General features: G+C 60.8%; 14 protein-coding genes and 1 tRNA gene. 6 read left to right on the top strand and 9 right to left on the bottom strand.

All coding sequences use genetic code 11. The annotated features are described in order from the left end of the window. Positions 1-228, bottom strand: a 228-nt coding sequence (locus VGY55_07565; GenBank protein HEV2969831.1) for a hypothetical protein, incomplete at its 3' end; no start/stop codon positions are given. Between the two features lie 1,246 nt (positions 229-1,474). Between VGY55_07565 and VGY55_07560 the strand changes: the two genes are divergently transcribed. From VGY55_07560 to VGY55_07550, 3 genes are all read left to right on the top strand, one after another. Beyond that, the gene (locus VGY55_07560) at positions 1,475-3,265 is read left to right on the top strand and encodes an ammonium transporter (protein ID HEV2969830.1); all 1,791 of its coding nucleotides are present in this window, start codon (positions 1,475-1,477) and stop codon (positions 3,263-3,265) included. A 310-nt stretch (positions 3,266-3,575) separates the two neighbouring features. Continuing rightward, the gene (locus VGY55_07555; protein ID HEV2969829.1) at positions 3,576-3,929 is read left to right on the top strand and encodes a P-II family nitrogen regulator; all 354 of its coding nucleotides are present in this window, start codon (positions 3,576-3,578) and stop codon (positions 3,927-3,929) included. 453 nt (positions 3,930-4,382) lie between these two features. Beyond that, positions 4,383-7,040, top strand: a complete 2,658-nt coding sequence (locus VGY55_07550; GenBank protein HEV2969828.1) for an amino acid permease — start codon at positions 4,383-4,385, stop codon at positions 7,038-7,040. A gap of 114 nt (positions 7,041-7,154) precedes the next feature. Here VGY55_07550 and VGY55_07545 read toward each other — a convergent pair whose 3' ends face one another. The 6 genes from VGY55_07545 to VGY55_07520 all read right to left on the bottom strand — a co-directional run bounded on the left by VGY55_07545 (position 7,155) and on the right by VGY55_07520 (position 20,863). Next, positions 7,155-7,280, bottom strand: a complete 126-nt coding sequence (locus VGY55_07545) for a hypothetical protein (GenBank protein ID HEV2969827.1) — start codon at positions 7,278-7,280, stop codon at positions 7,155-7,157. 15 nt (positions 7,281-7,295) lie between these two features. Beyond that, complete coding sequence (locus VGY55_07540) at positions 7,296-8,438, bottom strand: hypothetical protein (GenBank protein HEV2969826.1); 1,143 nt, start codon at positions 8,436-8,438, stop codon at positions 7,296-7,298. Positions 8,439-8,629: 191 nt separating this feature from the next. Further along, entirely contained in the window at positions 8,630-14,056 is a 5,427-nt protein-coding gene (locus VGY55_07535; protein ID HEV2969825.1) for a protein-arginine deiminase family protein, read from the bottom strand. Then, positions 14,056-17,385 (bottom strand): autotransporter-associated beta strand repeat-containing protein, encoded by a 3,330-nt coding sequence (locus VGY55_07530; protein ID HEV2969824.1) that lies wholly within the window; start codon positions 17,383-17,385, stop codon positions 14,056-14,058. The genes VGY55_07535 and VGY55_07530 overlap by 1 nt, the downstream gene beginning before the upstream one ends. A gap of 420 nt (positions 17,386-17,805) precedes the next feature. Continuing rightward, complete coding sequence (locus VGY55_07525; GenBank protein HEV2969823.1) at positions 17,806-20,235, bottom strand: hypothetical protein; 2,430 nt, start codon at positions 20,233-20,235, stop codon at positions 17,806-17,808. Between the two features lie 13 nt (positions 20,236-20,248). Further along, the gene (locus tag VGY55_07520) at positions 20,249-20,863 is read right to left on the bottom strand and encodes a hypothetical protein (GenBank protein HEV2969822.1); all 615 of its coding nucleotides are present in this window, start codon (positions 20,861-20,863) and stop codon (positions 20,249-20,251) included. 293 nt (positions 20,864-21,156) lie between these two features. Here VGY55_07520 and VGY55_07515 point away from each other — a divergent pair, with 293 nt between their 5' ends. After that, positions 21,157-21,669, top strand: coding sequence for a hypothetical protein (locus VGY55_07515; protein ID HEV2969821.1), 513 nt, complete (start codon positions 21,157-21,159; stop codon positions 21,667-21,669). A 5-nt stretch (positions 21,670-21,674) separates the two neighbouring features. Here the strand turns inward: VGY55_07515 and VGY55_07510 are convergent, their stop codons facing one another. Further along, entirely contained in the window at positions 21,675-23,234 is a 1,560-nt protein-coding gene (locus tag VGY55_07510; protein ID HEV2969820.1) for a M20/M25/M40 family metallo-hydrolase, read from the bottom strand. Positions 23,235-23,406: 172 nt separating this feature from the next. Between VGY55_07510 and VGY55_07505 the strand changes: the two genes are divergently transcribed. Together VGY55_07505 and VGY55_07500 are read left to right on the top strand one after the other, a co-directional pair. Then, positions 23,407-23,496 (top strand) — tRNA-Ser (locus VGY55_07505). A 64-nt stretch (positions 23,497-23,560) separates the two neighbouring features. After that, the gene (locus VGY55_07500) at positions 23,561-23,734 is read left to right on the top strand and encodes a hypothetical protein (protein HEV2969819.1); all 174 of its coding nucleotides are present in this window, start codon (positions 23,561-23,563) and stop codon (positions 23,732-23,734) included. A 15-nt stretch (positions 23,735-23,749) separates the two neighbouring features. Here VGY55_07500 and VGY55_07495 read toward each other — a convergent pair whose 3' ends face one another. After that, the gene (locus VGY55_07495; protein ID HEV2969818.1) at positions 23,750-24,967 is read right to left on the bottom strand and encodes a site-specific integrase; all 1,218 of its coding nucleotides are present in this window, start codon (positions 24,965-24,967) and stop codon (positions 23,750-23,752) included. Between the last annotated feature and the right edge of the window lie 795 nt (positions 24,968-25,762).

Raw genomic sequence — 25,762 nt, 5'->3', positions numbered from 1 at the left:
CGACCGGTCACCGGAGATTGCGAATTCCTCCAGCGCGTTTCGCATTTGGCCGATGGCCACCTGCAATTTGAGCGCCGCGCGAATGCTGGTCACATTGTCGGCAAGTGCCCAAGATACGCGCCCTTGCAGGATATGAACGTACCCCGCGCCAAACATCCCGACCGCCAGCAGCAAAATGCTGGCGACGATCGACCATACGGTGATTTTTCGTGATGTTCGCTGAAGCACGTATGGACCCCAAGGAAAACGCCGCCTCGAAGCCGCCTCTCATTGCAACCGATATCCAACAAAGCCATCAATCCATTTTATCTGGTTTTCGGCTGGTTGTCGCAACTGGTAAACCGCTCCGCACCGATTTCTTGGCGATGGGTCGGCATCCCATCCAAGCCTGCCGCAGCCGCATTGCCAAGCCCCATGTCTCGGCGTTGTCGCGATACTACCCTCAGCCGGCGCATAACATACACCCTGGAAAGTAATCAGACATTCGGACGTCGAATTCCAGACAACGCCCGCGTTGCCGACCGGATTCCCTAGCGGTCTGATTTGCCGCAAGTTGCATTGGCGCCGCATGTTCACGTTCCTCCTATCGTGCCGTGACACATCAAGCTGACTCCGGCACGTCCATTGCTTTAGCGGGCACCAGCCCAACGCCGGCGTTCCGCCTCACGGCGCAGCCGCCGGCACGAATGAAGCGCCTTGTGCGCCAAATGCATTGTGACGTTTCCTCGATCGCCGTTCGGAGCCCACTCCCGAGAACAGCCTCGACGCCGTCAATGCTCGGAGCACTAGGCAGTGATGCCGATGTTGTGACGCGGTGTCTTGCAGTGATACTTAGCAGTATCATTGATGAGGTGCACCATAGGAACAGTTAGTATCATACACGAGCAGTCGCTGTGTCTGATGTGTTCGTGTATACCGGTGCGTATAATCTAGCTTACGTTAGCGTGCGCAGCTTCAGGGCGAGTATGCTCTGGCGTTCCGCTTGCGCGCACTTGTATCGATTACCTCGCTGAGCACGGTGACACTTCCCTTCCGTGACAGCGCGCTCTGCGCGTCACCCTGATGCTATGTCCATGCGCGGTTGACGCAATGCGCTAACGTGCGCCACTCCGCCGCTGACCTGACGTCGGTCAGTACATATACCGTAAGTGTCTGTTGCATCCGAGCGCCGTCGGCTGCGCGTGCAATAAGCACGGTCTGCCAGTAGCAGCAGCACGACTTAGCGCTGTGGACGCCTCGATGACACTAACGCGCGCGGGCGAGTGAACACACTAACACAATAGATAACTGTATGTTAGGACCGTGTTGCAATAGAACACGCGGCGCAGTGAATGGTGCTGGCACGGTATCTGCTAATTGCCGGCGAGCCGGGCGCATGTTCGGACCGGATCGGCCATGTGGTAGTTCCCAGGCGGCAACCACGCGCAAAGGCGGTTGCGATGGCAATGTAGTACTCTGAACAAAGGAGCTTGTTGTGAAGGCCAGGCTTAGAGACAAAAACCGACTGCGGCTCTCGGAGAAGGTGACCCGGCTGCGAATGCGGCTGCGCGACCCCGAATGGCGGCGCTACGCCAAACTGGTGATGGTTGGCAAGGTGCTCGGGGTCGGTGCTGTTCTGTTTGCCATGATTGTCGTGCCCAAGCTGATTGCCGAGGCCCCAAAGCTGCTCGGCACGACAGCGATGGCTGCCGACGCTCCCACAGCGGTTGACTCCAAGGCGCCTGACTCCAAGGCGCCTGACTCAAAGACGCCGGACGCAAAAGCGCCAGATGCCAAGGCAGGCGACACCAAGACAGCCGACCAGAAGCCGCCCGACGCCAAGCCGGCCGACGCGCCTCCGCCTGATCCCTATGCGGCAGTGAAACCGGGCGACATTGTGAATCCGGTGAATACAACTTGGACCCTGGTGGCCGCGTTTCTCGTGTTCGGGATGCAGGTTGGCTTCACGATGCTCGAAGCAGGGTTCTGCCGCTCGAGAGAGACCGTGAACGTGCTCATGGAGTGCATCGTCGACACGTGCCTTTGCGGAATTCTGTTCTATGCGTTCGGATACGCGTTCATGTTCAGCCACGGGAATGGATTCATCGGGTATCACTGGTTCTTCCTGCAGGATGCGCCGCAGACCTATGAGGCAACCGGCGTGGCATTCTTGGCGCATTGGATATTCCAGTTTGCGTTTGCCGACACGTGCTCGACCATCACCTCGGGGGCCATGATCGGGCGAACTGGGTTTTTCGGCGATCTGCTCTATAGCATTTGCGTGTCGGGTTTCATTTACCCGATCATCGGCCACTGGGCCTGGGGTCCGGATGGCTTTTTGGCCACGATGGGGTCGGCATCGACCGACGGGACTTGGACTTTCTTACCGACATTCGGCATGAATTTCCACGACTTCGCCGGATCGACGGTCGTCCATACGATTGGCGGTTTTATCGCGTTAGCCGGTTCGATTGTGCTTGGCCCGCGGTTGGGGCGCAAGTTCAAGCGCGATGGAGGCGGCCCAATGCTGCCGCACGACCTGACCATTGCAGCGAGCGGCGGTCTGATTCTGTGGTTTGGTTGGTACGGCTTCAATCCAGGCAGCACACTCTCGGCGATGGATTTCGATGGGATCGGGCGAGTTGCGGCGAATACGACTTTGGCTGCTTGTGCGGCAGGCTTGACGGCCATGCTGACCGCTTACATTCCGAGCAAGAAATGGGATGTCAGCTTTACCGTCAATGGATTCCTCGCGGGCTTGGTGGCGATTACCTGCCCATGCTATTGGGTCAGCCCGACCGGCGCGATCGCGCTCGGCGGTATCGCCGGCATTCTCGTCGTGCTGGGTGTCGAGTTGCTCGAATGGCTGCGAATCGACGATCCGATCGGCGCTGTCCCGGTACACGGCTTTGCCGGGATCTGGGGCACATTGTCGCTCGGCCTCTTTGCCTGCGGCCAATACTCGGCGGCGGGGAGCGACAAGATTTCCCCGGACCTTTCCTCGAAGCTCACCGGCCTCTTCTATGGAGGCGGCACGCAAGTGCTCTTCGCCCAGATGATCGGCAGTGCCATCATCACGGCGGCCACGTTTGGGGTTTCGATGGCGGTCATGCTCGCGGTCAATGCCACCGGCGCGCTCCGTGTCTCGAAGGAAGGGGAGTTGCACGGCCTTGATTTGCACGAGCACGGCATCTCGGCTTACCCCGAGTATGTCATCTCGGCAGTGGCAGCCCCGGCCGGAATGCCGCGCGACACGGTCAACATGGGCCCTGGAGGGACGACGTAGCCCGCGGCGGCTCCATGGATTGGCTCTCAAATCCACGGAGCCTGTTCGACGTTTGAGCAGTCGTTAGTTCGCCGCTGCGTGTGGCCCGTTCCCCTGACTTGACACCTCCGGGGGAAAGGCTACACGCGCGGCGGCGATTGCGATTCGAGAGCAATTGCAATGGGCACTGGCGCCCATCCGCTGGCCAAATCAGATCTGCTGCGACCGCGCGAGATAGAGCGGAAACGGTCAATCCAACCGTTTGAACCAGTGCGAGATCGTCCGGCAAGGTCTTCCTAAAACTCCTTCAAGAATCAAAGGACTAGCGACAATGAAAATGATCGTAGCAATCATCCGTCCCGACCGATTAGACGCCGTCATTGCAGCCCTCGACGAGCGCGAAGTGCATCTGATGACTGTCAGCGACGTGCGCGGCTGCGGCCGCCAGCGCGGCTACACCGAAATGTATCGCGGCGCCGAATACAAGACTCGCTTGCTGCCGAAAGTTAAGCTGGAAATCGCCGTCAACGAAAACTTCGTCGCTGCCGCGATGGAAGCGATCGTGACCGCCGGCCGCTCCGAGGGGGGCGGCCAGGTCGGCGATGGCAAGATCTTCGTCCTCTCGCTCGAAGACTGCGTGCGAATCCGCACCGGCGAGCAAGGGATGGTCGCCATCGGCCCGTGACGGTCATGCGAACACCAAGCCTTCCGGCGGCGCATTGAGCGCGCGCGGGTCGGGCGCGGTCGAAATCCAGCCTGCGTCGCTCGATCATTTGTCGCGGCCAACTTCGCGGCTGAGGAGTCATTCATTTGTCGTCGCGGGACGGCGGCCATTTTTGCGCATGTCAGCCGCGGACGCCCGACCCACGTATGCCAGCTTCGACCGCCGTCGAAATATCCGGCTCCGCGCTGTTGCAACGCCGCCGGACTTAGCTACCATGTGTCTCGTGCAGCCTTGTTCTTGATCGCGCGGCAGCAAGTTTGGGACGGGTGAATCGGCCTCTCTAGACCTCAGGCGAAAGGTCTTTGGCCACGGTTCAGGCGAACAGACATCGTTCCCGGCAAACTGCCGTTAGGCGCGGCATTGCGCTTGCTGCGATTGAACTACGGAATTCCGATCGCGAACGAGCAGTCGTCTATGTCCTCTGCCGATGGCCCAACCGATCCTCCCTCCGGAGGCCAGCCAGCTCACGCGGCCCACGTCGTCGTCGTCAACAGCGTGATGTTCAAGTTCATCTCGTATTGGCGCGTCGCGGCCGTGGTGCTCTGCGATTTGGCGAGCACCGCCTATTACATTGGCGGGATTGTCGAGTCGTCGATCGGGGCAGTGGCGCCGTGGTTCATTCTGGCGGTCATGCTTTTTAGCTACGCCGTGCGGAATGTATACATCGAGAGCTGTTCGCTCTTCGTGCGCGGCGGGGTCTACCGGATCGTCAAAGAAGCGCTCGGCAGCTTTCTGGCGAAGCTGGCCGTCTCCGCCTTGATGTTCGACTACATCCTCACCGGCCCGATCAGCGGTGTCTCGGCGGGGCAGTACATCATCGGGCTGGTGTTCGCGATTGCCAAGTATCTCGGCCATCCCGTGGCGCCCGCCACGGCCGACACGCTTCAGACCTGGGGATCCGTGATCATCGCATGCCTGATCACCATCTATTTCTTCCGCCAAAATCTGCTCGGCATTCATGAGTCGAGCGGCAAGGCGCTCAAGATCATGATGGCCACCACCGTGATGGCGGTGATCATCTTGGCTTGGTGCGGAGTGACCTTGGCGGTCAACGGAGTGGCGAAGAGCGCGGATGGAACAAGGAACGCCTTGCCGATGTTGCCCGATCTGACGGTAAAGGCCGATCCGACGACCGGACAGCCGATCAATCCGCTTGGCTTCCTCGGCGAGACCAAGGTGGCCCATGAATTGGCCTCGCTCAAGGGCGCTCCCGCCACGAATTGGCTCAGCCTCGTCGGCGTGTTCGGCATTCTCGTGGCCTTCGGCCACTCGATCCTGGCCATGAGCGGAGAGGAAACGCTTGCTCAAGTGTATCGCGAGGTCGAATCGCCGAAATTGAAAAACTTCAAGCGGGCTGCGCTCATCGTCTTCATATATAGTCTCGTGCTGACTGTCGGGATCAGCTTTCTCGCCGTGCTCTTGATCCCCGACGACGTGCGGATGAAAGAATACTCGCTCAACCTGATCGGCGGGCTGGCGATGAGCGTCGTCGGGCCGATGTTCATCCGCATTCTGCTCAACGCCTTCGTGGTCGGCGTCGGCTTCCTGATTCTGGCGGGAGCGGTGAACACTGCCATCATTGGCTCGAACGGCGTCTTGAATCGCGTGGCGGAAGACGGCGTCATGCCGGACTGGTTCCTCAAGCCGCACTCGAAGTTCGGGACGACCTACCGCGTGCTGGCGCTCATCCTGCTTCTGCAGCTTTTCACGATCGTCGCCAGCCACGGCGACGTGATCGTGCTCGGCGAGGCGTATGCCTTCGGCGTCGTTTGGAGCTTCGTGTTTCAGTCGCTGGCGATGGTCGTTTTGCGATTCCGCGACCGGCGTCCGCGCGAGTTCAAGGTGCCGCTCAATATCACGATCCGCAAGGTTGAAATCCCGATTGGCCTCTTGCTGGTGTTTCTGGTGCTCATCGCGGCTGCCGTGACGAACCTGTTCACGAAAGACGTGGCCACGCGGTGGGGCATCGGTTTCACCGCCGGCTTCATGCTCGTGTTCACCACGAGCGAGCAGTATTACGTGCGCAAGCGCCGCGGGAGCAAGCACGAGCATCGCGAGCAATTCAACCGCGAGACCACGCCGCAGATCACGCTCACCGGATTGGGACTCGACAAGAAGCCGTATCGCAAGCTGGTCGCCATCCGTTCGCCGAACAACCTGTTCATGCTTGAAAAGGCGATCGCCGAATCGGACCCGGCCACGACGTTCGTGATCGTGATGACGGCCAAGCTCGATCCCACCGGCGCCCTGGAGCAGCCGGACCATGAATTGGACACCTACGACCAGCGATTGATGACCGCCGTGGTCGAGCGGGCCGAGAAAAGCGGCAAGGAAGTCATTCCGCTGATCGTGCCGACCAATAATCCGCTATTTGCGGTGGTCCGCACCGCGCACGATCTCGAAGTGCAGGAATTGATCGTCGGCGTGTCGAACAAGAACACGGCCGACGAGCAGCTCGATCAAGTCGCGCTCTACTGGTTCAACGTCTGCGAGGGGAGTCCGAAGCCGATCACCGTGCGGATTGTCAGCCGCGATCGTGAGGTGCATCTCGATCTGGCGGGCGGCAATCGCGTGCCCAAGATCAGCGAGCGGCAAGCCCGCTCCGTCGCCGAGCTGCGCGCGGCCGGCGTGGGCGTCAGTCGCGTCGTATTGGTGCACGACGGCACCTCGGCCAGTCACGACTTGTTCCAATCCGTGTTGACGATGCTCGATCCACAGGTCCACCTCGATCTCGCCGTCGTTGCGGCCGACGGCCTGCAACCGGCTGAAATTCACACGGCGCTGGGCGCCGAGGAACGCCGGGCGAAGCAGCTCGGCCGCGAACTATCGATCATCACGATCGCGGGTCAGCCCGGTCCGGAGATCGCGCGGCTGGCGCGCGACGGGCGTTACGACCTAATCATCGCCGCCATGCCCGAGCAATGGCCCTCGGCCAACGGTCGTCGCATCGTCGCCTGGCTCGACTTCCTCCTCGAACATGCCCCCTGCCCGGTGTTCGTCGCGGCCGCGGCGGCGATCCCGATGGAAGTCGATAACGAGGATGAAACGCCGACAACCAAGCCAACGCGTTGATGCGGAAAATCGCGAGACAGGGCGTCAAACAACGACGCTCGTTCCTTTTGTTTTGGCGATTTCGTTGGGCCGGGGCAGGCGTCGTGCCGGATGCCTCACTCGAAAGCCGGCCGATCATTTATTGTTTTTCTCGGCCGGCTTTTCTTTCTTGCGCAGCTCTTGGACGGCTTTGAGGGTGTCGAGCACCTTGGGATCGGAGAAATCCTTGACGACGCAGATCGGAGAATGGTCGCCGGGCATGAACTTGCGGCGGTTTTACTTTTGAGGCGGTCCGGAACGTGGCGGCGCTGCCGCTAGAGGTATCCACGTCGTGCCGTCCCAGACGCGAATAACGTTGTCGCTTACAAAGAAGAGTACGTTCAGTTGCAGTTCGCCACGTCTTTTCCCGGGGATCCGAGAGAGCTTGCTTTTTTCGAGGCGATAGATGGGGCCGGGCAATTGCAGCGCTTTGAGGTCGAAAGGTGGATCGGGGCCTTTCTCCCCGTCGATACCGCGCGTGCCCACTGGCAAGCGCACGTTCGCGAGATCATACGGGATCCCCATCACCTCGTACGCGTCGCGAGTTTCGCGGGCAAGATAGACGATTCCGTCGACGAAGCCGATGGTCGATCGTCTCGCAGCACAGCCGAAATAGCCTTCAACCTGCGAAAAGCCTTCCGAAACGGCGCTGACTTTTCCTGTGTCGACGTCGATGACTTTGGTCCCGTCAAATGCGCGGTGCGCGTCGAAGCCAGAGATACGGACGATTGGTGATTCGTCGCCTCCGATTGGCCGGACGTCGCGGTGCAAAACGTCAAAGACGAACATTCGTTGGCGGGGCGCGAGCTTCTTACCCTTTCCGTCACTAGCGTCGGCAAGCCAGGCGATCTTGTTTCCGGCACGCTTGAACTCTGGATGTTCGTCCTCCCGCAAGTGCTCTTGCAACATTGCAGCAAGCCAAGACGGGCCACCCGCAGTAAGCGACTCCCATTGAAGCGTGTGCAGCGATGGAACGTCCTCAGGCCGACCTTCGGGGAAAGCGAGAATCAGGCCATCAGGATACGCGGCCACGATTTTCGAATTATCTGATCCCTCGCTCGGCTCATGTCCCGGCGAAGCGTACACGATGGTTGCATCGCGACGTAACCATAGTGTTCCATCCGACAGGACCGTCGCCATTTCGGGCGCCGAGCGACCTTGTCTCCCGTATGCCAACACCACGGAACGCTTCGTTCCGATATGCTCGATGAAGTACGTCGAGTCAAACGTCCCTCCGGCGCGACTACCCGCTGTTTCCGGAATCACGACATCGTGACGCCAGACTACCAAGTCACCTGCCGTCACGAGCAGCACCTCCCGAATTGGACTAAACACCATGCTCAGTCCGAGATCGGTGCGGGGATACGAATTTGTGGCCACGCAAGGCGGCTCGCGGTCCGATAACGGCGGTTGCGCAACGTGATCGACGGCAGGCGCGCCCCGCTCGGCACCAGGCGCCGCGGGACTGGCGCCAGAAGTGTGTGGCCTTTCGCGACAACCCGTTAACGACGCTGCAACGAGTAGCAGAACTGCGGCTGACAGAGACTCCGCGGCGAATCCGCCTGCGTTTTTCATGTCTCCCACCATTTCTTTGCCGGGATCTGCCGAATCACATTCGTGGCGCAGTGGACGAACCCTTGCAGGTTGTGATACGCCCTGGCGTCCACAAAGACCTCGCGCGATCTCGAAAGGCCGGCCGAGCCAAAAGCCCAGTAGGCGTACGATTGGAGAATGTCGGACGCGCCCGCGCCCGACCAGTTCACGGAGGGCCCGAACCCCATCCCGGCGATCACCGAACTCCCGTCGAAGAGCGAATTGACGAAATCGCTGGTGACTGCGACGGCCTTCCCGTTAAGCTTTCGGAAGAGCACGGGCATCGCAACGACATTTGAGGCTGGATTGACCGAATAGGTGAACGTGTTACCCGCGTTTGGCGTCCCGCTCCACCAGTTTTTCAGGACGAACGCGTATTGATCGGGAAATACTTCGTCATTATGCATATTCCCGGTGTCGTAACCGAATCCCGTGCCGTGGAGTTGGTAATCGCCGTTGTTGTCAGTGAACGTGACGGTGTAAGTAACGGGCAGCGGATTGTTCATAAACGCCGTGAACGCGCCGACTTTCTTCAAAGTAGCGTTGCCGGTGTGCGTCGCCGACGCGGCAGGAGCGGCAACGCCCATCTGGTTCTCGACCGCGCCGATATCTGACGGCAGATTCGCGGGGTCCAGTACATCGCCGAGGAGGGGGTTTGTCCCAAGGTTTAATTCCCGCAGGGCGGGGCTCGCTAGGACGGTGGCGACCGTCGTCCCCGCCTGCCCGAGAATGTCGGTGTCCATGCCCTGGAGCATTTGCGCGTTGGGATTCAGCTTCTGTGCCCAGAGTAAGAGGCCATACGCAAGCTCCGGATCGGCTACGATGAGGCGTTTGCCGTCAGGGGCGGCCGACACGACTTCGTCAACGTGCCCAACGTCGAGCCAATTCGTATTCAGCGGCAGCGTGCTATTGACATCCTGGGCTTTGAAGAAATCACGAATCTGGTCAGACAGGCCTGCGCCGTAGAGGAAGTACCCTGGGCCGCCGGTGGATTTCGGCAGGCTCTCGATGTCCCCACCAGAGTCAAATCCGTTGCCAGGTGCTATCGTAAACGGGCGAATGACGCCGACATCGCGCTGGAGAATGGTGCTTTCAACAAAACGCTGGAGCGAGTTGTCGTTATTAGCTTGAATTGCGGACTGCCCCTGCGCGCGCGGCAACTCAAGCACTAACGGAACCTGGCCCGAGGGCGCCTGAGCGTAGCCTATTTCATAGCCGTCCTGCTCCCACTTATCGGTCCCAGGATCGGTTCCGAGATTATTTCCGTATTTGTTCGCCAAGGCCGCGAGCAGGGAGGCCGCGCCTCCCAATTGCGCAGTAGCTGTTTGAGCAAAGGCCGTTTTGTCGGTACCACCGACGATGACGGTGCTCGTCTGGTTGTTGAGCACGAACGGGGCGACCTTGATTTGCAGCTTATCGACGCCGATTTGGTTGCCTGCCGCGGAGGCGGTCAGCGTGATTTCAATTAACGCCCCCGGCGCGATCCCTTGAATGCCAAAGGTGACATTGCCGTTGCCGGCGAATACATCGTCGCTAGGGGCCAGCCCCTGACCGTCGAACCGGTGCGAGGCCGTTGTGCTCGGACCGATGATCTCGTTCGCGCCCGCGTTGATCGAATCGAAGATTCGGATCGACTTCTCGGCCGGGGGCGGGTTGTACGCGCCAGTATTTGTCGGAACGTTGGAAATTGCCAGGGTGACGACGAGGTCCGGCGGCAGCTTGGCGACGCCGAACTTTTTGATCTGCAACGGGACGATGTACTTGGCGTCCCCCGCGCCGAGCGTCTTCGGCGCGTTGACAGTCTGGCCGGCCCAAGTGCCGCCGACCCAATCGTCAGGTGCATTGCCGCCGTTGGCATTTACTGCGTCGGGCAGCACAATCGCGCCCGAGTTGCCCGCCCCGGATTTCCAGCTATCCTTGTTGGACTCATCCGCAGACGTGATCTTATTGTCGCGGTTCGTGTCGACCAATTCGTCGAGGTTGACCTTAATCGCCGTGACGACCGCCGTGGTCGAGCCTTGCTGTTTGCCGGAACCGTCGGCAATCGCGAGTTGAATTGTGTAGGTTCCGTCGGTGATTTCCTCGGCGTAGACGACGGTGTTGGGGAGCGAGCCGTCGCTGTTCAGGTTCCAGGTCTGCTGGCTGCCGAGCGGGTCCGTCTTGCCGAGATCGCCCCAGAATTTCGTTGACGAGCCACCGTTGGGTGAGGAGAGCGTCACCGTCCAGGAGCTGTAGCTCGGCAACGTCACGCCCTGCGGAGCGGCAGGGGCCGTCACGTTGATATCCAGCTCCGCCAAATGTGCCGAGTCGGCATTGCCGGTCGGGTCTTGCGATGGATCGCTCGTCAGGATGACCGTGCCGGGATCGATGTTGCTAAGAGCCTGTGCGGTCGAGTCGTCAAGATTGGGCTTAGGGACCGGTTGGGTTTCGGCCTGGACGGAGATATCCCAGTGATATTGGAAGCCGTTGGAATTCTGGTCATGCAAGAGAGTGATCGTGGCCGTCTCCGTGCCCGTCGTGGGATCCTGGTTGAGCGGATTCAATCGGTAGCCTTCGAAGCCTGGATCATTAAGGTCGCCGGGGAATGAGAACGTTTTTGAGAACGGCTGTCCCGCGGCAGTGCCCGAGATAGTGTCCGTGCCCGAAATGCCGTGCGCTGTCTTGGTCACCGCGTCTTGCCACGAGGATGCCGTGAACCAGTTGGAATCCGTAACCGACAGATTGTCTGAGATGCTGCCCGAACCAGAATCGTTGATCGGTCCGTCGATGATCTTGACCTTGTAAACGTCCATTGCAGCAGGGACCGTGACGGTCGCTACCGCACTGACGCCGCCGGGCGCTGTCGCTCGCACGATGTCCGTGCTGTCCGTAATGACGACCGCTGGCGCGGTGTAGACGCCGCTGGAATCCACAGACCCGTTCGCGCTCCCGCCGGCGACCGACCACGTGAAGCTCGGCCGGGGCGACATCAGCTTGCCGAACTGGTCTTTCCCGATTGCGATGAGCTTTCGAGACGCGCCGGCCGAAACTGTCGCCGGCGGCAGGGAAATACTGCTCACGGTTTGCTGCACCGTCAACGTGACGGAGCTGGCTGCAGTCAGCCCTTGAGCGTCGGTAACGATCGCTTGCAACGTGTACGCGCCGGCCTGCGAGAAAGTGGCAATTGTGTAGGGACCGTTATTGCCAGTGCCCGTGGACGAGAACGTCGGTACGTTGGCGCCAAGAGGGACCGACGTGGCCGACCAAGCGTAAGTGAAAGGGCCGGCCCCGTTGGCAGATGGCGCGTAGACTTGGACGTAAGTCCCTGTGACCGGTTCATCGATTTGGTGCGTGTAATTATCGTAGGTGTAAGGGGGATAGAAAATGATAGGCGCCGGGTCTTGCGTGCTAGACGACGTAGTCGAGCAGATCGTCGTCGCCGAATTAAGTACATCGCCGAAAGCGTCGGTAGCCGCGACGCGGAATGCGTATTGTGTGCTCGCGGAAAGCCCCGTGACGTGAACGCTTGTCGCGACCAGCGGACCGCCGAAGTTCGTCCAAGTGCTTTGCCCGACGGCTTGATACTGGACTTGATAGCCAACGAGATAGGGCGCAGCGGTCCAGGTGAGGTCGATTTCCGAGCCGCCGGCAAACGTCCCGGCGAGATTCGTCGGCGCGAGCGCGATCGGCTTAGGAAAGCCGTTGAGGCCGATCTGGCCAGGGGCCGTGACGGCGTAGCTGGAATTGGGACTGAAGGCATCGGCCGCGCCGAACTGGAGCGTGCCGTTGCTGACGGTGGTGACGCCCGAGTAGGTGTTCGCTCCGAAGAGCGTGAGCGTGCCCGAGCCGACCTTTGTCACCCCGCCGTTGCCGTCGAACGTGCCGGCGAAAGTGGTGTTGCTGCCGTTGCCGACGGTCAGCGTCGAGTTCGCCAGGACGATGTCGCCTCCCGTGCCGCTGAGCGAGCCGATCTGCTGGTTCGTGCCGTTCAAGTCGAGCATCGCGCCGGGGTCGATCGTGAGCGCCGTTCCGATCGGCAGCAGATTCGCCGTTTGGCAGTTGATGCCCAGGACCATAACGCTCGAATTATTCGGGAGCGTGATGCTCGCGACGGTCTTCGCGCTGGCGAGATTGAACGTGTAACTGTAGAGGTCGTAAGTTCCGCTGACCGTGCCGCCGCTCGAAGTGTTCGCTTGACCCAAAGCGAGCGCAACCGATTCGCCGCTGTAATTCTGCGGAGCGGTCCACTTGCTCATGTCTCGGGTGAAGGTGTCGAAGGTACCATCCGCGTAGTTCACGGTGAACTGCTGGCCAGTTGTTGAAGCAGTGCCAACGGAAGCCGCCAGAAGCTGCACTTGCGTGAATTCGCCTGGCGGGAGAGTGATAGTTTGTCCGCTGGCTTTCACCACGTCGTTCTGTCCGGCCTGGCCGACCAGGAAGCCCAGATTAGCCTGCTGCAACAGCGTGCTGGAAATGGCGTGGCCGCTACCGTCGAGCCCGCCGGAGTTGGAAAACATGGCGCCGTTGGCCACGATGCCCGCGAGATTGAACGCCGAAGACAGATCCGTCTGCGTGACAGGGCTCGGGCTCGGTGTGGCGGCAGAGGCTTCGCTGGAGAGCGGTCCGGGGCCATAGTAATAGCCGATCGCTTGGACCAAGTAATAATACGTATTGCCCGGCACGACCGTGGTATCGTCAAAGTTCGTAGCGGTGTTGCGTAGCGGGGCGCTGCCGTTTAGCGGCGTGGTGGATTCAGCGCCCGCGGATTGCCCGCGGTAAACATTATAGCCGGTAACCTGGCCGAAGAAGCCGTTGTCGCCGTTCGCGGCGGTCCACGACAAACGGATCGTGCTCGGCGCCGCGGGCGTTGCCGCGACGTTCGTCGGGGTGCGCGCAAGAGCGATGCCGGTTACTGCCAGGACCATGACTTGGCTATTGTTTGGCAGCGTGATGCTGCTCACGGTCTTGGTCGGATCGACGGTGAAGGAATAGCCATAGACATAATAGTTGCTGCCGGTCGTCTCGGTGCCGTCCGACTTGTTCACGTAGGGCATCGTGAACAGAAACGGCTCGCCATACGCGCCGCCGCTCGTCCAATTGCTGATTCCGTGCATGAACTGGGTGGAACTGCCGTCGGTGTAGTTCACCGTGAAGGTTGCGCCGGCTTGGCTTCCACCCACGGCGGTCGCGAGAATCTCCAATTGCGAGTATTGTCCAAGAGTGACATTGAGGTCTTGGCCGGCGGCTTGGACCACGTTATTGGAAGCGACTGCGCCGATATTGAAGCTCGCGCCGCCGGCCCATGTTATGGTCCCGGTGAGATAGTGGTCGGAAAGGGCCAGTCCATTGCCGTCCAATCCGCCGGTGAAGGTGCTCCCGTCGTGAATAATGCCGGTGAGGTTGTAATCGCCGCTCAGATCCATCATTACCGTGCTGGCCGAGCCGGCGGGGAGCGAGTTGTGAGGATTTGGTGATTGTTGTCGCTCAGGCGGATCGCGCCGCCCGCGACGTGGGTCGCGCCGGTGTAGGTGCTTACGCCGCCGGTCAAAGTCAGCGTGTCAGCGCCAGTTTTGGTGAGGCCGCCGGGGCCGCTCAACACGCCGGAATAGGTCGTGTCGGCGTTGTCATTGCCGACGGTGAGATTGACGGCTGCGCTATTGGCAGTCGCCAGAGCGATATTGGCATTGCCGCTGAGCGAGGCGAACACAGGTGCCGTCACGGCGCTGGCAAAGCTGATCGCGCCGGGGCTGTCGATCTCGACTGCCGCGTCTTGTAGCGCCAGGTTGTTGGCGATCTGCAATGTGCCGCCGCTGATCGTGGCCGCGCCGGTGAAGGTGTTCGCGCCTGATAATGTCTCCGTGCCGGGGCCGAGCATGGTCAGGGCGAGCGCGCCGCCGCCGGACGTTCCATCCTGCATCACCCCGGAAAACGTCGTCCCCGCGGAATCGCCGCTGGCCGTGAGCGTGGCGGTGGACGGGGCCGAGTTGGTGACGGTCCCATTGCCGGTGAGCGAGACGATTGCCTGGTCGTTGCCTGCCAGGTCGAGCTTGCCGCTCACCGCGTACGTCGAATTGGGGCTGAAGGCGTCTGCTGCGCCCGCCGCGAGCGTGCTTGTGGAACCGACGGTCGTCGCGCCGCTATAGGTGCTCGCGCCGCTGAGCGTCAGCGTTCCAGCGCCCGTGACATTCACGCTGCCGACGCCGCTGATCGCGCCGGCGTAGGGCTGCGGGGCCGGGTTGGCGAAGATTAGGCCGGCGTTATCGAGGATGTCGCCGCCGACGGCGCCGTTGCCCGAGGAGTTGCCCAGTTGCAGCGTGCTGTGGGCGCTCAGTGTCGTCAGGCCGCTGAAGGTGTTCGCGCCGACGAGCGTGACCGAACCGCCGCCGCCGACGGACAGCCACGTCCCGGCGCCGCCGATCCCAATCGATGCGCTGCCGTTGATCGTGTAAGGGTGATTCGAGCTGTTGTTGAAGATGATCGCTGACGGCGAGACGCCCGCCGGCAGGGTGACATTGCTGGCGGCCGCGGCGTCGTCGAAGACGACGACGTCTCCGTTGTGAAACGTCGTGTGGACCGAGCCGCCGGAGGTTGCCGACCAGTTCGCGGCGCTCGTGTCCCAGGTGTTTGCCGTGCTGGTCCCGACCCAATAGTCGGTGCTGCCGACCGTGACCGTCTCGGCGGTGTCGGTGTTGCGCAGGGCGAGCGTATAGGTGTGGCCCCCGACCGTTAGATTCTGGATGGGCGTGCCGTTGGCGAACACGAAATTGCCGCTCAGGCCGGACGTGGCCGAGACGAGTGTGTACGTACAGCCGCTGGAGAGACTGCTTCCCAAGCCGGTGATGTTGATCGTGTTCGTGCCGCTGACAGCGGCCGAGCCGGCGTCCGCCAATTGGTCCGAGCCGGTCGAGCTTAGATTGAAATTGAGCGCGGCGCTATTGACGGAGAGCGAGGCATCGCTGAACCCGGATTGCTGAGTAAGATTGAAGGTTCCGGTCGCGCCGTCTGTCATGCTGAAAGTCGAGCTGGAGTCGAGGGCGAGCGTCGCGCCGGCGGAGGTCGAGCCGGTGACGCCGGCGGTGAGCGGGTTGGCCGCGCTGGGGTGCGCGGCAAGCGTCGCGCCGCCCATTACTTCAATGGCCGTATTGCCGAGTGATGCGGTCGAATCGAGAACCAGCGTGCCGGCGCCGATCGTCGTCGAGCCGGAGTAAATGTTCTGGCCGCTGAGCGTTTGGCTGCCGGTGCCCGCCTTGACGAGGCTCAACTGGCCGGCGTTGCCGGTCGTTAATGGGCCGGCATAACCTTGATAGGTGTTGTGGCTATCGAGGTTCCAGGCGATTGTGCCCGAAGGGTCGGAGTTGGCAGTCAGGGTCTCGGCGCCCGATCCGCCATTGGAGAGGTTGTATCCGCTGCCGGACCCGGTGATGCTGAGCCCGGAGGCGACGTTCAATGTGTTGTGGCCGCCGCCGCGACCGACGAGCGTGTTCGTTCCGGTGCTGGCATTGAGCGTGTTGGTCCCCCCGGCGTCATTCAAAACGTTCGTTCCGCCGCCGTCATTCAAGACGTTCGTGCCCGAACCGCCATTGAGCGTTTCGGTGCCGGTGCCCCCGTCAAGCTCGTTCTGATCGGCGGCGGCCCCGTTGAGAATGTCGGTTCCCGGGCCACCGATGAGCGTGTTTGTATTGGCGGGTGCCCCTGACCCGGTGCCGGCGGCGCCGTAGAGGATGTTGTAGCCGCCGCCGGCGCCGTTAAGAGTGTTGGGACCGGAGCCGCCATAGAAAGTGTTGGCTCCCCCCTGGCTGGTCAAGTCGTTCGTGCCGCTGCCGCCATAGAGAGTATTGTTTCCGCCGTTACTGTTCAGGATGTTCGTGCCGCTGCTGCCATAGAGCGTTTCGTTCCCCGAGCCGCCGTTGATCGTGTCGTAACCGCCGCTGACGCTGCCACCCGAGCCGCTCGTCCCGCCACCCGCCCCATATCCCGATCCCGCGCCGTAGAGAATATCGGTCCCCGACGTTCCATTGATCGTATTGTAGCCACCGTTGTCGTAAATGACGTTCGTGCCTGGGCCGCCGTTGAGCGTGTTGGAACCGCCACCGTCGTAGATTGTGTTCGTGCCGGAGCCGCCATTGAGCGTGTAGCTTCCCCAGGCGGCCGAAATGCTGACGTCGCCCGAGCCGCCGTCGACAGTAGCGCTGTCGTAGTCGCCGCTGGACGTGCCCAGGGCGATGGAACCGGAGCCGACACTATACGTGATCCCTGCGCCGCTCACGGAGATCGTCGCGCCGGAACTGGTGGTAACGATGGCGTCCGCGCCCTGCCAAAGATTGATCGAATTGGCGCCGTCGCCCAAGCCCAACTGAATCGTATTGAGCGATGTGAACTTGCTATCCACTCCGCTCACGTCGATCGAACTCAAACCGCCGCCCACGTCGATCGCGATGAATTGGACATCCGATGCCAAAACGCTCCCGGTGCCTGGGCGAGCGACGTAATTGCCGTTGACCTGCAGATACCCGTTCTTTTCGCCAATCACGACCGTATCGTACTGGCTGTCGCCCGAGAGAAGCAGAGCATGGTCGATGGAATCCCAGACGATCGAGCAGACATCCAACCGCGGCTCGAGGAATTCGAAGCCAGCCAGCCGACGGAGCGGGCGGCCGGAGCGGGACGTTCGCGGTCTTGTGCCGGAACGCCGCCGCGAGCGTTCCCTTTGGAATTCGAGAAGCGAGATGAGCCAACGACGCCAGAAACCGCCCATGCGTCACCTCCGGACCGTCGTGCAATACTTTTTCCCGAACGTGGGGAAGCTGAATGCCGCTAACGTACCAGGGCGCGTCCCCCCCTTGTCAAGTATTGGCGGATGAGAATTGCGTTAGGAGCCGTCGCAGAGCGTGGCACTGCTTGACGGCTGCCGCCATCCAGTGCGGAATTCCCTCAAGCCATGGCAGCCGTCAAGCAGTGGCACTCGTCTATCACCCGTCAAGGAAATCGGGGAGCGTCCGCGGAGGTCGCCTGGCCAAACCTGGAGTTTGCGGAATACTGAACATTAGTATATAATGCCGATTCGCCGGGGAGGAAGAATCCTCGGTTGGCCGCAGTGTTTGCCGCGGCGGCTTGCTCATTGACAACTCGGAATTTGGCGCGCTCGAGCGGCCCTCGATGCGCGCCGCTGCGCCATTCACTCGCGCGCTGCTGCGGCGCTGGGCTGCGCAGTCGCCGGCGGTCCGCCGCGGCGGATCGCGTGAGGAAAGTACAGATCGACCGTCGCCAGCGGTGAGTCTTCGGTTCGATGGTTCCGAATTGTAGCGAGTTCCGATTTTCGCGGGCGGTTCGCGCGCTTCCAATCTTGTACGACGTCGCGCCACGCCTCGTGGATTTCGTTCTTCTGGCTCGTCGTCAGGTGCCAAGAGAAGGGCGTGATGTATCCCGGCTCGGGGTGGAACATGAATTTCGTCCAGATAATCTCGATCTGATTGGGGTTATCCGACTCGGTCGGGCAAGAATCCTTGGACTTCGCCAAGAGGTTGAGGTCGAAGTCGTTGCGCTCGGCTTGCGAAGCGCTGCGGACGTTTTGCAGCGTGTCGAGCGGCCCGAGCACGTCGTAGGTCCAGCCCTTATTCGGGTCGGCCGGCGCCGGGCGCGATTGAACGCTGAACGGCTGAATTCGAATCACGAGTATCCGATCGAACGGCCGTTTGTCCGGATCGTCGTAGTGCTTTACGAGCTGATTCATCCAATCGAGAACGGTGAGGATCCCTTCGTTCTCCGCGTAGCCACCGTCGGCAACGTGATAGTCCTTCAAGGTTCCGTCGCCCGCGTCGCCGCCATCGCCGCGGCTGATGGGGCTTACATAAGGAAAGGTGGCCGAGAGCCGCGCCGCGGTCGTCGCCCGCAGGTTGGATTCATCGCCCGGATAAAGATTGAAGAACTCGCACGGGTCCGAGGCGCTCCAAGTGTCTTGCTTCTTCTTGAGCACGGGAGAAATGATGAGCCGCTGACCTGTCTCGGCGAGCACCGCGTTGAACACCGGAATCGGCATCTGATGATTGCGAATCGCCGGGATCCAATCGCGCAAGCGATGATCGACTCCCATCCTGCCCAGCCACGATTGCTCGATGGCCCAGCCGCGATCGACGTTCCGCGGGACGAGCCAGGGGACGAACGAGCGCATGAAATCGGGATAGACGATCCCCCAACCGGTCGCCTCCAGGCTCGAGGCCTCGGCGGATTCGATCATGCGGCGGCGCGAATCGCGCGTGAACGGGGCGCCGGTGGCCGTCCAATCGCCGCTCGCCATGTAATACATCGTGCCGACGCTTCCCCCCGATACACCGCTCACCATGCCGATCGAGCGGGTGAATTCGGGACCATAAAGCTCATCGAGGCCGGCGAGCACTTGCGTCGTCCAGGCGGCGGCTTGAATGCCGCCGCCGGCCGCGCTCACGACGACGAGCGTCCGCCGCGGGGGATGCCAATCGTCGAAGAGCGTCGTCAGTTCCAGATCGGGAAGTGGAGGGGGCGATTTGTCGGCGATGCGCTCGTTGTACGCCGGCTTGAGTTCGTAAACGTGCTCCGTGTCGAACACGGATGAGGAGAAGACAGAAAGAACGATCACTGTGAGCAACACCGGCACACGATAGTAATCCAAGAAGAACGCTAAACCCGTCAACAAGCCATGCAGCAACAAGAGCAACAGCAAGTAGAAAAACAGCGCCGAGAATGGCCCGCTTTCGGCGGGAAGATTGCGCCCCGAGAGCAGACCGTGGTAACTAGCCAGGTATGCCCCCAGCAGAATGCCAAGCCACAGGGCCGATTGTGAGTGACCAGGAGCCAACAGCACCTCACCGGTGTCGGGCGCTCGCTGCGTATAGCCCGGACCGAAGACTTCCATTCGGCAAGCGACCTTTCGCATCAGGTCATTGAGCTTACCAAGGTGAATCTGCTTCAGGCGCTCGAACCACGGCCACAATTCGAATGGCAATAGATCGCACGACACTGCCTTAGGATCGAGCAGCAATTGCTGTGACACAAGCAAGACCGCGAGCAACAACAGGGCAACGATCGTGCCGCCGAGCACCGCTAGCGCACCGAGCGCGCCGGGCGATAGCAGGCCGTCCGTCCAAGCGGCCGACAAATCTTGCGAGGTGTGATAGACGCAAACGATCGGCAGCGTCAGGCCGATCAGAGCCAATAGCAGCCAACGATATCGCCAGCCGGAATTCGCAGGTGATGCAGGTGGGACCGAAGCATCCGCGATGTGTGCCAATTCGCGGGTGGCGCCAACGCGCCTGGGAATAATGGGTTCCGGCGGCACGGACTGAGCGGCGCGGCTGGCCGCGATCTCCTCGAGCGAAGCTTTGTAGTCTGGGAAGCGGGCCGCGGCATTCACCTGCGTCAAACGAAAGCTGACGAGCACGAAAACCGCCACCGTCAACGATGCCCAGGTGATATTGAACAATTGCCACGGATCTTCCAAGACTAGCAGACTGCCGATCAATTCGGGCTTTGCGCTCGCCGCGAAAGGAACCAGCACCGTGGCCGCCAGCGCCACCAGAATCGAGAATCTGGTGAAGAACAACAGACGCAACGACGGTTTGAGCCCATCCATTGGCAAGCCTTGCCTAACGCGAACCGAAATAGAACAGCACCATCCCCAAGGTCGTATTCCGTAGCCCGGTCGGCGGCGGCGTCGACGGATCGAAGAGGTACAGGCTTGCCGTATACGCCAAGACGGCAATCACGGCGATGGCTTTGACGTCCTGCCATCCACGAATTGCTTGCGTCTGCCGCCCTTTCGTCCACCAACGCAGCGCCATCCCCACGATGGTTCCGAAGAAATAGGTAAATACGACGCCGAGAATCGAGATCGCCTCGGATTCAAACAACCGATGCTGCGCGAAGAGATAAATGGCCAGGCCGACGAACGCCGCGAAAATAATCGCTCGGATGCTATGTTGCGGTAGATAGAGGGGATGCAGTTCGGTTTCAACGCAGCCTTCCGCCTCGAGCTGATGAATCACTTCCGGGGCGAGCTTGATGAACCGCCGCGTGCTGAAGTAGTGCGCTAGCGCAATCATCAGCGTCTCGGTCCATAGCGTCGAGATACGTTGTCCGCCACGCGCCACCTGGGCAATCACCACCGCGATGATCATGAGCGTTAGCAACGCACGCACGCTGCCATTGGGGAGATTCAGCGGCGGGCGGCTCGTCGTTCGCTTCTTCGGATCTAGTAGCATGGGAGATCGCGCTCGTGTCTAAAGGGGGCGTATTGTCGCTGATTCTTTGCTGTTGGGACAAGGCCGATTGAGCGACAGTATGTCGGTTCATATCGGTTTGTAAGCGATCATCCGCCAAGTTGTATGCGCATACCCCAAATGGCCTCTTTTTGCCATTTTGGAGTTAAGGTCACTGTACAATGGGCATTTTAGGATTAGAATCATCGTCTTGTGAACTCCTTTCCTCTTTAGGTGCTGATATGCCACGACCCAAGAAACGTGCCGCCATGAATGATTCCGCCGAAGGTGGGAAAATGAACAAAGCCGAAATGGTCCGGCAGATCGCCAAGTCGATTGGCAAGACGGTTCGCCCGCGGGACATCGTGGCCGCGATGAAAGAAAAGGGAGTGACGGTTTCCTACACTCAGGTGAGCAAAGCCTTGCGAACATCGAGCTTTCGCCGCAAAGGGCGCCGTCGACGGCCTGTCGCCGAAAATGGCGCAGCTACCGCCGGCGGACCGACCAAGGCCGAACGGATTCGCCAGGTGGCCAAGTCGTTCGGCAGGAAGTTCCGTCCGCGCGACATCATCGCCGAATTGGCGAAGGAAGGGACCGTGGTTTCGTCGGCGCAGGTCAGCGCCACTTTGCGAGATGCTGGCTATCGCCGCAGGCGCCGAGGTCCTCGGGGCGCCGTCGCGGGCGCCGCCTCGCCAACGGGCGCCGGATTGAGTATCGAAGCCCTGATTGCCGCCAAGGCCCTGATCACGAAGGTCGGCGGAATTGCCAACGCCGAAGCGGCGATCAGCGCTCTGAAAAAGCTGCAATAGACCTCTCAATTCCGCTGGAGCTTGACGCGCCGAATCTGCCCGCGACTTTCCACGGCCAGTTCCATGGGACTGGTCTCATTCGTCAAAAGCTGATCAAACTCGTTAGTTGAATTGAAATCCTTGTTGCCGACCTGGTAGATGCGGTCGTCGACCTTGATCCCCGCGTGATCGGCCGGCGAATCAGGCACAACGCGGAGTACGACCACGCTCCGCGGCTCGGCGTCGTCACTGGACCAGGTGATGCCGATTCGAACCGGGTCGCCGATCAAATGGGCGCTCATCTCCAGCGGCTTTTCGCTGCCGGCTCGCTTGACTACGATCGCGGCGGGGCTCGCCGCGCCTAAGACGAGAGAGCGGAATTCCGCGCCATCGGCCACGTCATGCCCCGCGAACTCAATGATCCGGTCGCCGGCCTGTAGCCCCGCCTTGGCCGCCGGGGAATCGGGCACGACGAGCGCCACCCGCAGCCCCCGTTCCTTTTCGGCGGCGTCATCCCAACGCACTCCGAGCCGCCCCGGCAACGCCGGCAGCGGGCGTTCGAGTTCCGTTTGCGTTGCTGCCGTTTCCTCTCGCGAGCGATCGCGGAACGCCGCGACGGAATCGGCCTCGGCCAAATCGAGCGCCGTGCGGAAGGCCAATTGAGCCACCTCGCGCATTCCTGCCGAATTGATCTTGTCGGCCGTGTCGCTGGGCCGGTGATAATCGCTGTGCAGCCCGGTGTGCAGCATCAACACCGGCAGATGTTTCTCGAAAAATGGAAAATGATCGCTGTCCGCCCGAATCTCCCAGTGGAAGTCCAGCAGCAGATCGCTCCCCTCATTCTCCTGGCTGACGAGGCGCCGCAGGCCGTAACCGGTCCGCGTGCCGTAGACCTCGACTTTTTCTTTCCGGAGCCGGCCGATCATGTCCATGTTCAGCAAAACTGCGACATGATCGAGCGCTACGGTGGGATTCTTGAGCCAAAACTTCGAGCCGAGCAGGCCTTGCTCCTCGCCGTCCCAAAACGCGAACAACAGAGACCGCTTCGGATGCTCCGGCAATTTGTTGAAGGCATCGATGATCGCGATCAGCCCGGCGACGCCGCTGGCATTGTCGTCGGCCCCTTTATGGATGTAGCCGATCGGACCGAAGCTGTTACTTGGCTTGCCATAGCCGACATGATCGTAATGAGCCGAGACGATCACGTATTGGTCCTTGAGCTTTGGATCGCTGCCGGCCAGGCGGGCGAGGATGTTGCGGCTGCCGGCGCCAAAATCCTGATACAGCCCGCCATCGACGCCGGCGCCTTGCAAATGGCGTTTCTGCAATTCGCCGCCGAGATAGGCGCATGCCGCCCGACCGCCGCGGCTCCCCGTCTCGCGTCCCTCGAACGAGTCGTCGGCCAGAATGTTGACGCACTGCTGCAATTCCTCGGCGGTGATCGAGTGCAGGGCCGCTTCGATGGCATTCGCCTCAGCCGCCGGTGCGATTGTGGGAAATAGCGCAACGGCCAGCGATGAACACGCGGCCGCGGCAGCCAGCGTCCTTAGGGTTGCAATGAACTGGAATCGCGTTGGCGCCGACAAGATGACTCTCTCGCTCATGGAAATGGAAGTGGATTCAGTGTTCCGGGGATAAAGATACCTTGCAGGCAGCTTTGGAATCCATAGAATTTTGGGTAAGATATCGGAACGAGAACGCCAATTGTCCGCCGTTTCAAGTGCCCGTTCGGCGATTCTCGGGTTGATCGCGTCATTCGGAGAGGTGGCTGAGTGGTCGAAAGCGCCGGTTTGCTAAATCGGTGACCGGGTATCCCCTGGTCCGCAGGTTCGAATCCTGTCCTCTCCGCTTCGTTTTCAAACGCTCGTCGTAAGTGGCTGCAAGGCAGTTTCTTACGCCGAGCGTTTGGCGTTTGTCCCAGTCACTGGGACAAACACTGGGACAAACCCAGCCCGTTTTCGGCCGCTCCGCGTGGTGCGGGCCGCTTGAGTTGCTGGCCTGGATCGGCATGCTCGTCGTTCTCGACTGGATCATGCTCTCGACCTGTTGCCCGGTGCCGTTGCAGACGCCGGTGAAAAAGGATTGAAACAACAACATCAAACTACGCAACGTCACCAGACCGACGATCGTCCTGGCGACCCATAAAATCGATCTGCGCCATTTTCCGCTGGGCATCTTCATTCCTTAGATGCCGATAGTGTTCGACCATCTTTGATTCGCGGTGACCGAGCCATTCCCTGATCTCGCCTTCGGATGCGCCGCCTAAGAAAGCTTGGCTGCAGAAAAAATGGCGGAAGCTATGCAGTCGGCCGTGCTCGAAGCCGATCTCGCCGGCCGGCGTGGGGAACTTCGTTTTGAGCGGTTCGATCACTTCGTCGATGAACGCCTGGAGGACATTCCGCGGCCGCAGTTTTCCACCCCGGGGGGCGTGAAAGACGTAGCCATCCGGCGGCCGCTTGAGGGCCACGAGCACTGTCTTGAGCCGAGGATGAACGGGCAGGGTTCGGGAGCGGCGGCCTTTCGTGGTTCGCGCCGTGCCGGCCTGCCGCTTGCGGCGGCTAGACCGCTCATCCGCCACGCGGATCGTGCTCTGGTCGAGGTCGACATCGCCCCAACGTAGTCCGGCAAGCTCGCTGATCCGGAGGCCGGTATGTGCCAGGGCGACGATCACGTGAGCAAGCCAACCAAGGCTAGCGATGTTCTTGCAGTAGCTGACCATCGCAGAGACTTCGGCTCGAGCGTAGCAGTAGGTATCCGTCCCTTCGGGTTTTTGCAGCGAGTAGGTCAGCTTCGTGCTGGCGGGAAGGTGCTTTTTCTCGACAAGCCAAGCGTTAACGCTCTTCAAGAGCGTGAGTTCGAAATACGAAGTGCGATCGGCGTGGTCCTTGGCCAGCCAATTGCCGTAACGTTCGAGCATTTGGGCGTCGAAACGGCTCCACTCGGTGATTCCATGCCGGCCGCAGAATTTGATGTGCTTGTCGCGAACGGCGCCGTACCGCTTGAGTGTGCCAGGTGAAACGCCGCCGAGCACGGAGCTTCGGCCGCTAAACTCGAGGTACAACTTCCAGCCGTCGTCGATCGTGACTGGCTCTGTCGCGACCATCGACTTGGGGTCGGTCAGGCCGAGTTCGACGGCTTTGAACAGATCCAGTTGCTTTAACCGTGCAGTGGCTTCGTCTCGATCACAGGTTCCGAGGGAGTGCTTGCCGAGGTCATGCTTTCCGCCGCGCCCATCGGCGTAGTAGACGCCGTCGCGCTCGAAGAGCCGCCATGTGAAGAATTCACAGGCGATCGCAGGTTGTTTTGGTTTTCGAGGCATATTCCTTTGTTTGAGTTGGGCTTTGCCTGCTCTCTCATCCAGCGTGGACGAGGTCCAGACAATTGTTGTGTAATGCCCTCGGAGGGCGGATTTGCCGGAGCTGAGCCAGCCTTTGAATTAAACGCTCGTTCAATCGCATCCCGCGGAAACCGGACAGCGCTGCCGGGTCCGCCGGGTTGGCAAAATGGAATCTTCCCTTCCCGCTTCCGCCTCCATACCGTCGCCGGCGACAGGCCGGCGCGAGCACTGAGTTGATTGACATCGAGATAGTCCCGGCTGTCCAGTTCGTCTGACATTGGCGGGAGCCAGCGCAAAGGCCGTCTAACCAGATCACTTTCCACCACCGCGCCGAACAATCAACGCAGTCATAATTCTGGGTTTCCCAAAAACGGCACGTATGCGATAGTTAGAGGGCTTGGAAGCGCTCTAACTGGCCAATTGGCAGCGAAGAATCGATAGTTGGCGGCGAGCAACCGGCAGATGCGTTTTGAAGTTACGTGCCGGGGCGGCGGCTTGATGGGGTCGCTTACTGTCGAGGGAGGCAATGCCCAATGCACGAGTTAAACGATCCGTTCGATCTTGCCTCTCCGTCGAGGCCGAGCGGTCAGCGCACTGCGGACGGCCAGGAGATTCGATTCATTGGGCAGCCAATCCTCGCAATGAATCCAGCGACTAACGACCAGTTGGTCGCAGCGGAGTTCATCAAGCATCCGCTCATCGCGGGCCGCTACTTCTACACCCTGCCCTCAACGCTGTGGCAGGCCCTGGTCACCGAAATGCACGGAGAGGAGTTCG

Source organism: Pirellulales bacterium (assembly GCA_035939775.1).
Taxonomy (GTDB): Bacteria; Planctomycetota; Planctomycetia; order Pirellulales; family DATAWG01; genus DASZFO01.
This window is presented reverse-complemented; position numbering and strand designations above follow the sequence as displayed.

Excerpts from the sequence above, each read along its gene's own strand:
- VGY55_07555 (HEV2969829.1), top strand. The coding sequence starts at position 3,576 with ATGAAAATGATCGTAGCAATCATCCGTCCCGACCGATTAGACGCCGTC.
- VGY55_07550 (HEV2969828.1), top strand. The coding sequence starts at position 4,383 with ATGTCCTCTGCCGATGGCCCAACCGATCCTCCCTCCGGAGGCCAGCCA.
- VGY55_07545 (HEV2969827.1), bottom strand. The coding sequence starts at position 7,280 with ATGCCCGGCGACCATTCTCCGATCTGCGTCGTCAAGGATTTCTCCGAT.
- VGY55_07535 (HEV2969825.1), bottom strand. The coding sequence starts at position 14,056 with ATGATGGATCTGAGCGGCGATTACAACCTCACCGGCATTATTCACGAC.
- VGY55_07530 (HEV2969824.1), bottom strand. The coding sequence starts at position 17,385 with ATGGGCGGTTTCTGGCGTCGTTGGCTCATCTCGCTTCTCGAATTCCAA.
- VGY55_07525 (HEV2969823.1), bottom strand. The coding sequence starts at position 20,235 with ATGGATGGGCTCAAACCGTCGTTGCGTCTGTTGTTCTTCACCAGATTC.
- VGY55_07520 (HEV2969822.1), bottom strand. The coding sequence starts at position 20,863 with ATGCTACTAGATCCGAAGAAGCGAACGACGAGCCGCCCGCCGCTGAAT.
- VGY55_07515 (HEV2969821.1), top strand. The coding sequence starts at position 21,157 with ATGAACAAAGCCGAAATGGTCCGGCAGATCGCCAAGTCGATTGGCAAG.
- VGY55_07495 (HEV2969818.1), bottom strand. The coding sequence starts at position 24,967 with ATGCCTCGAAAACCAAAACAACCTGCGATCGCCTGTGAATTCTTCACA.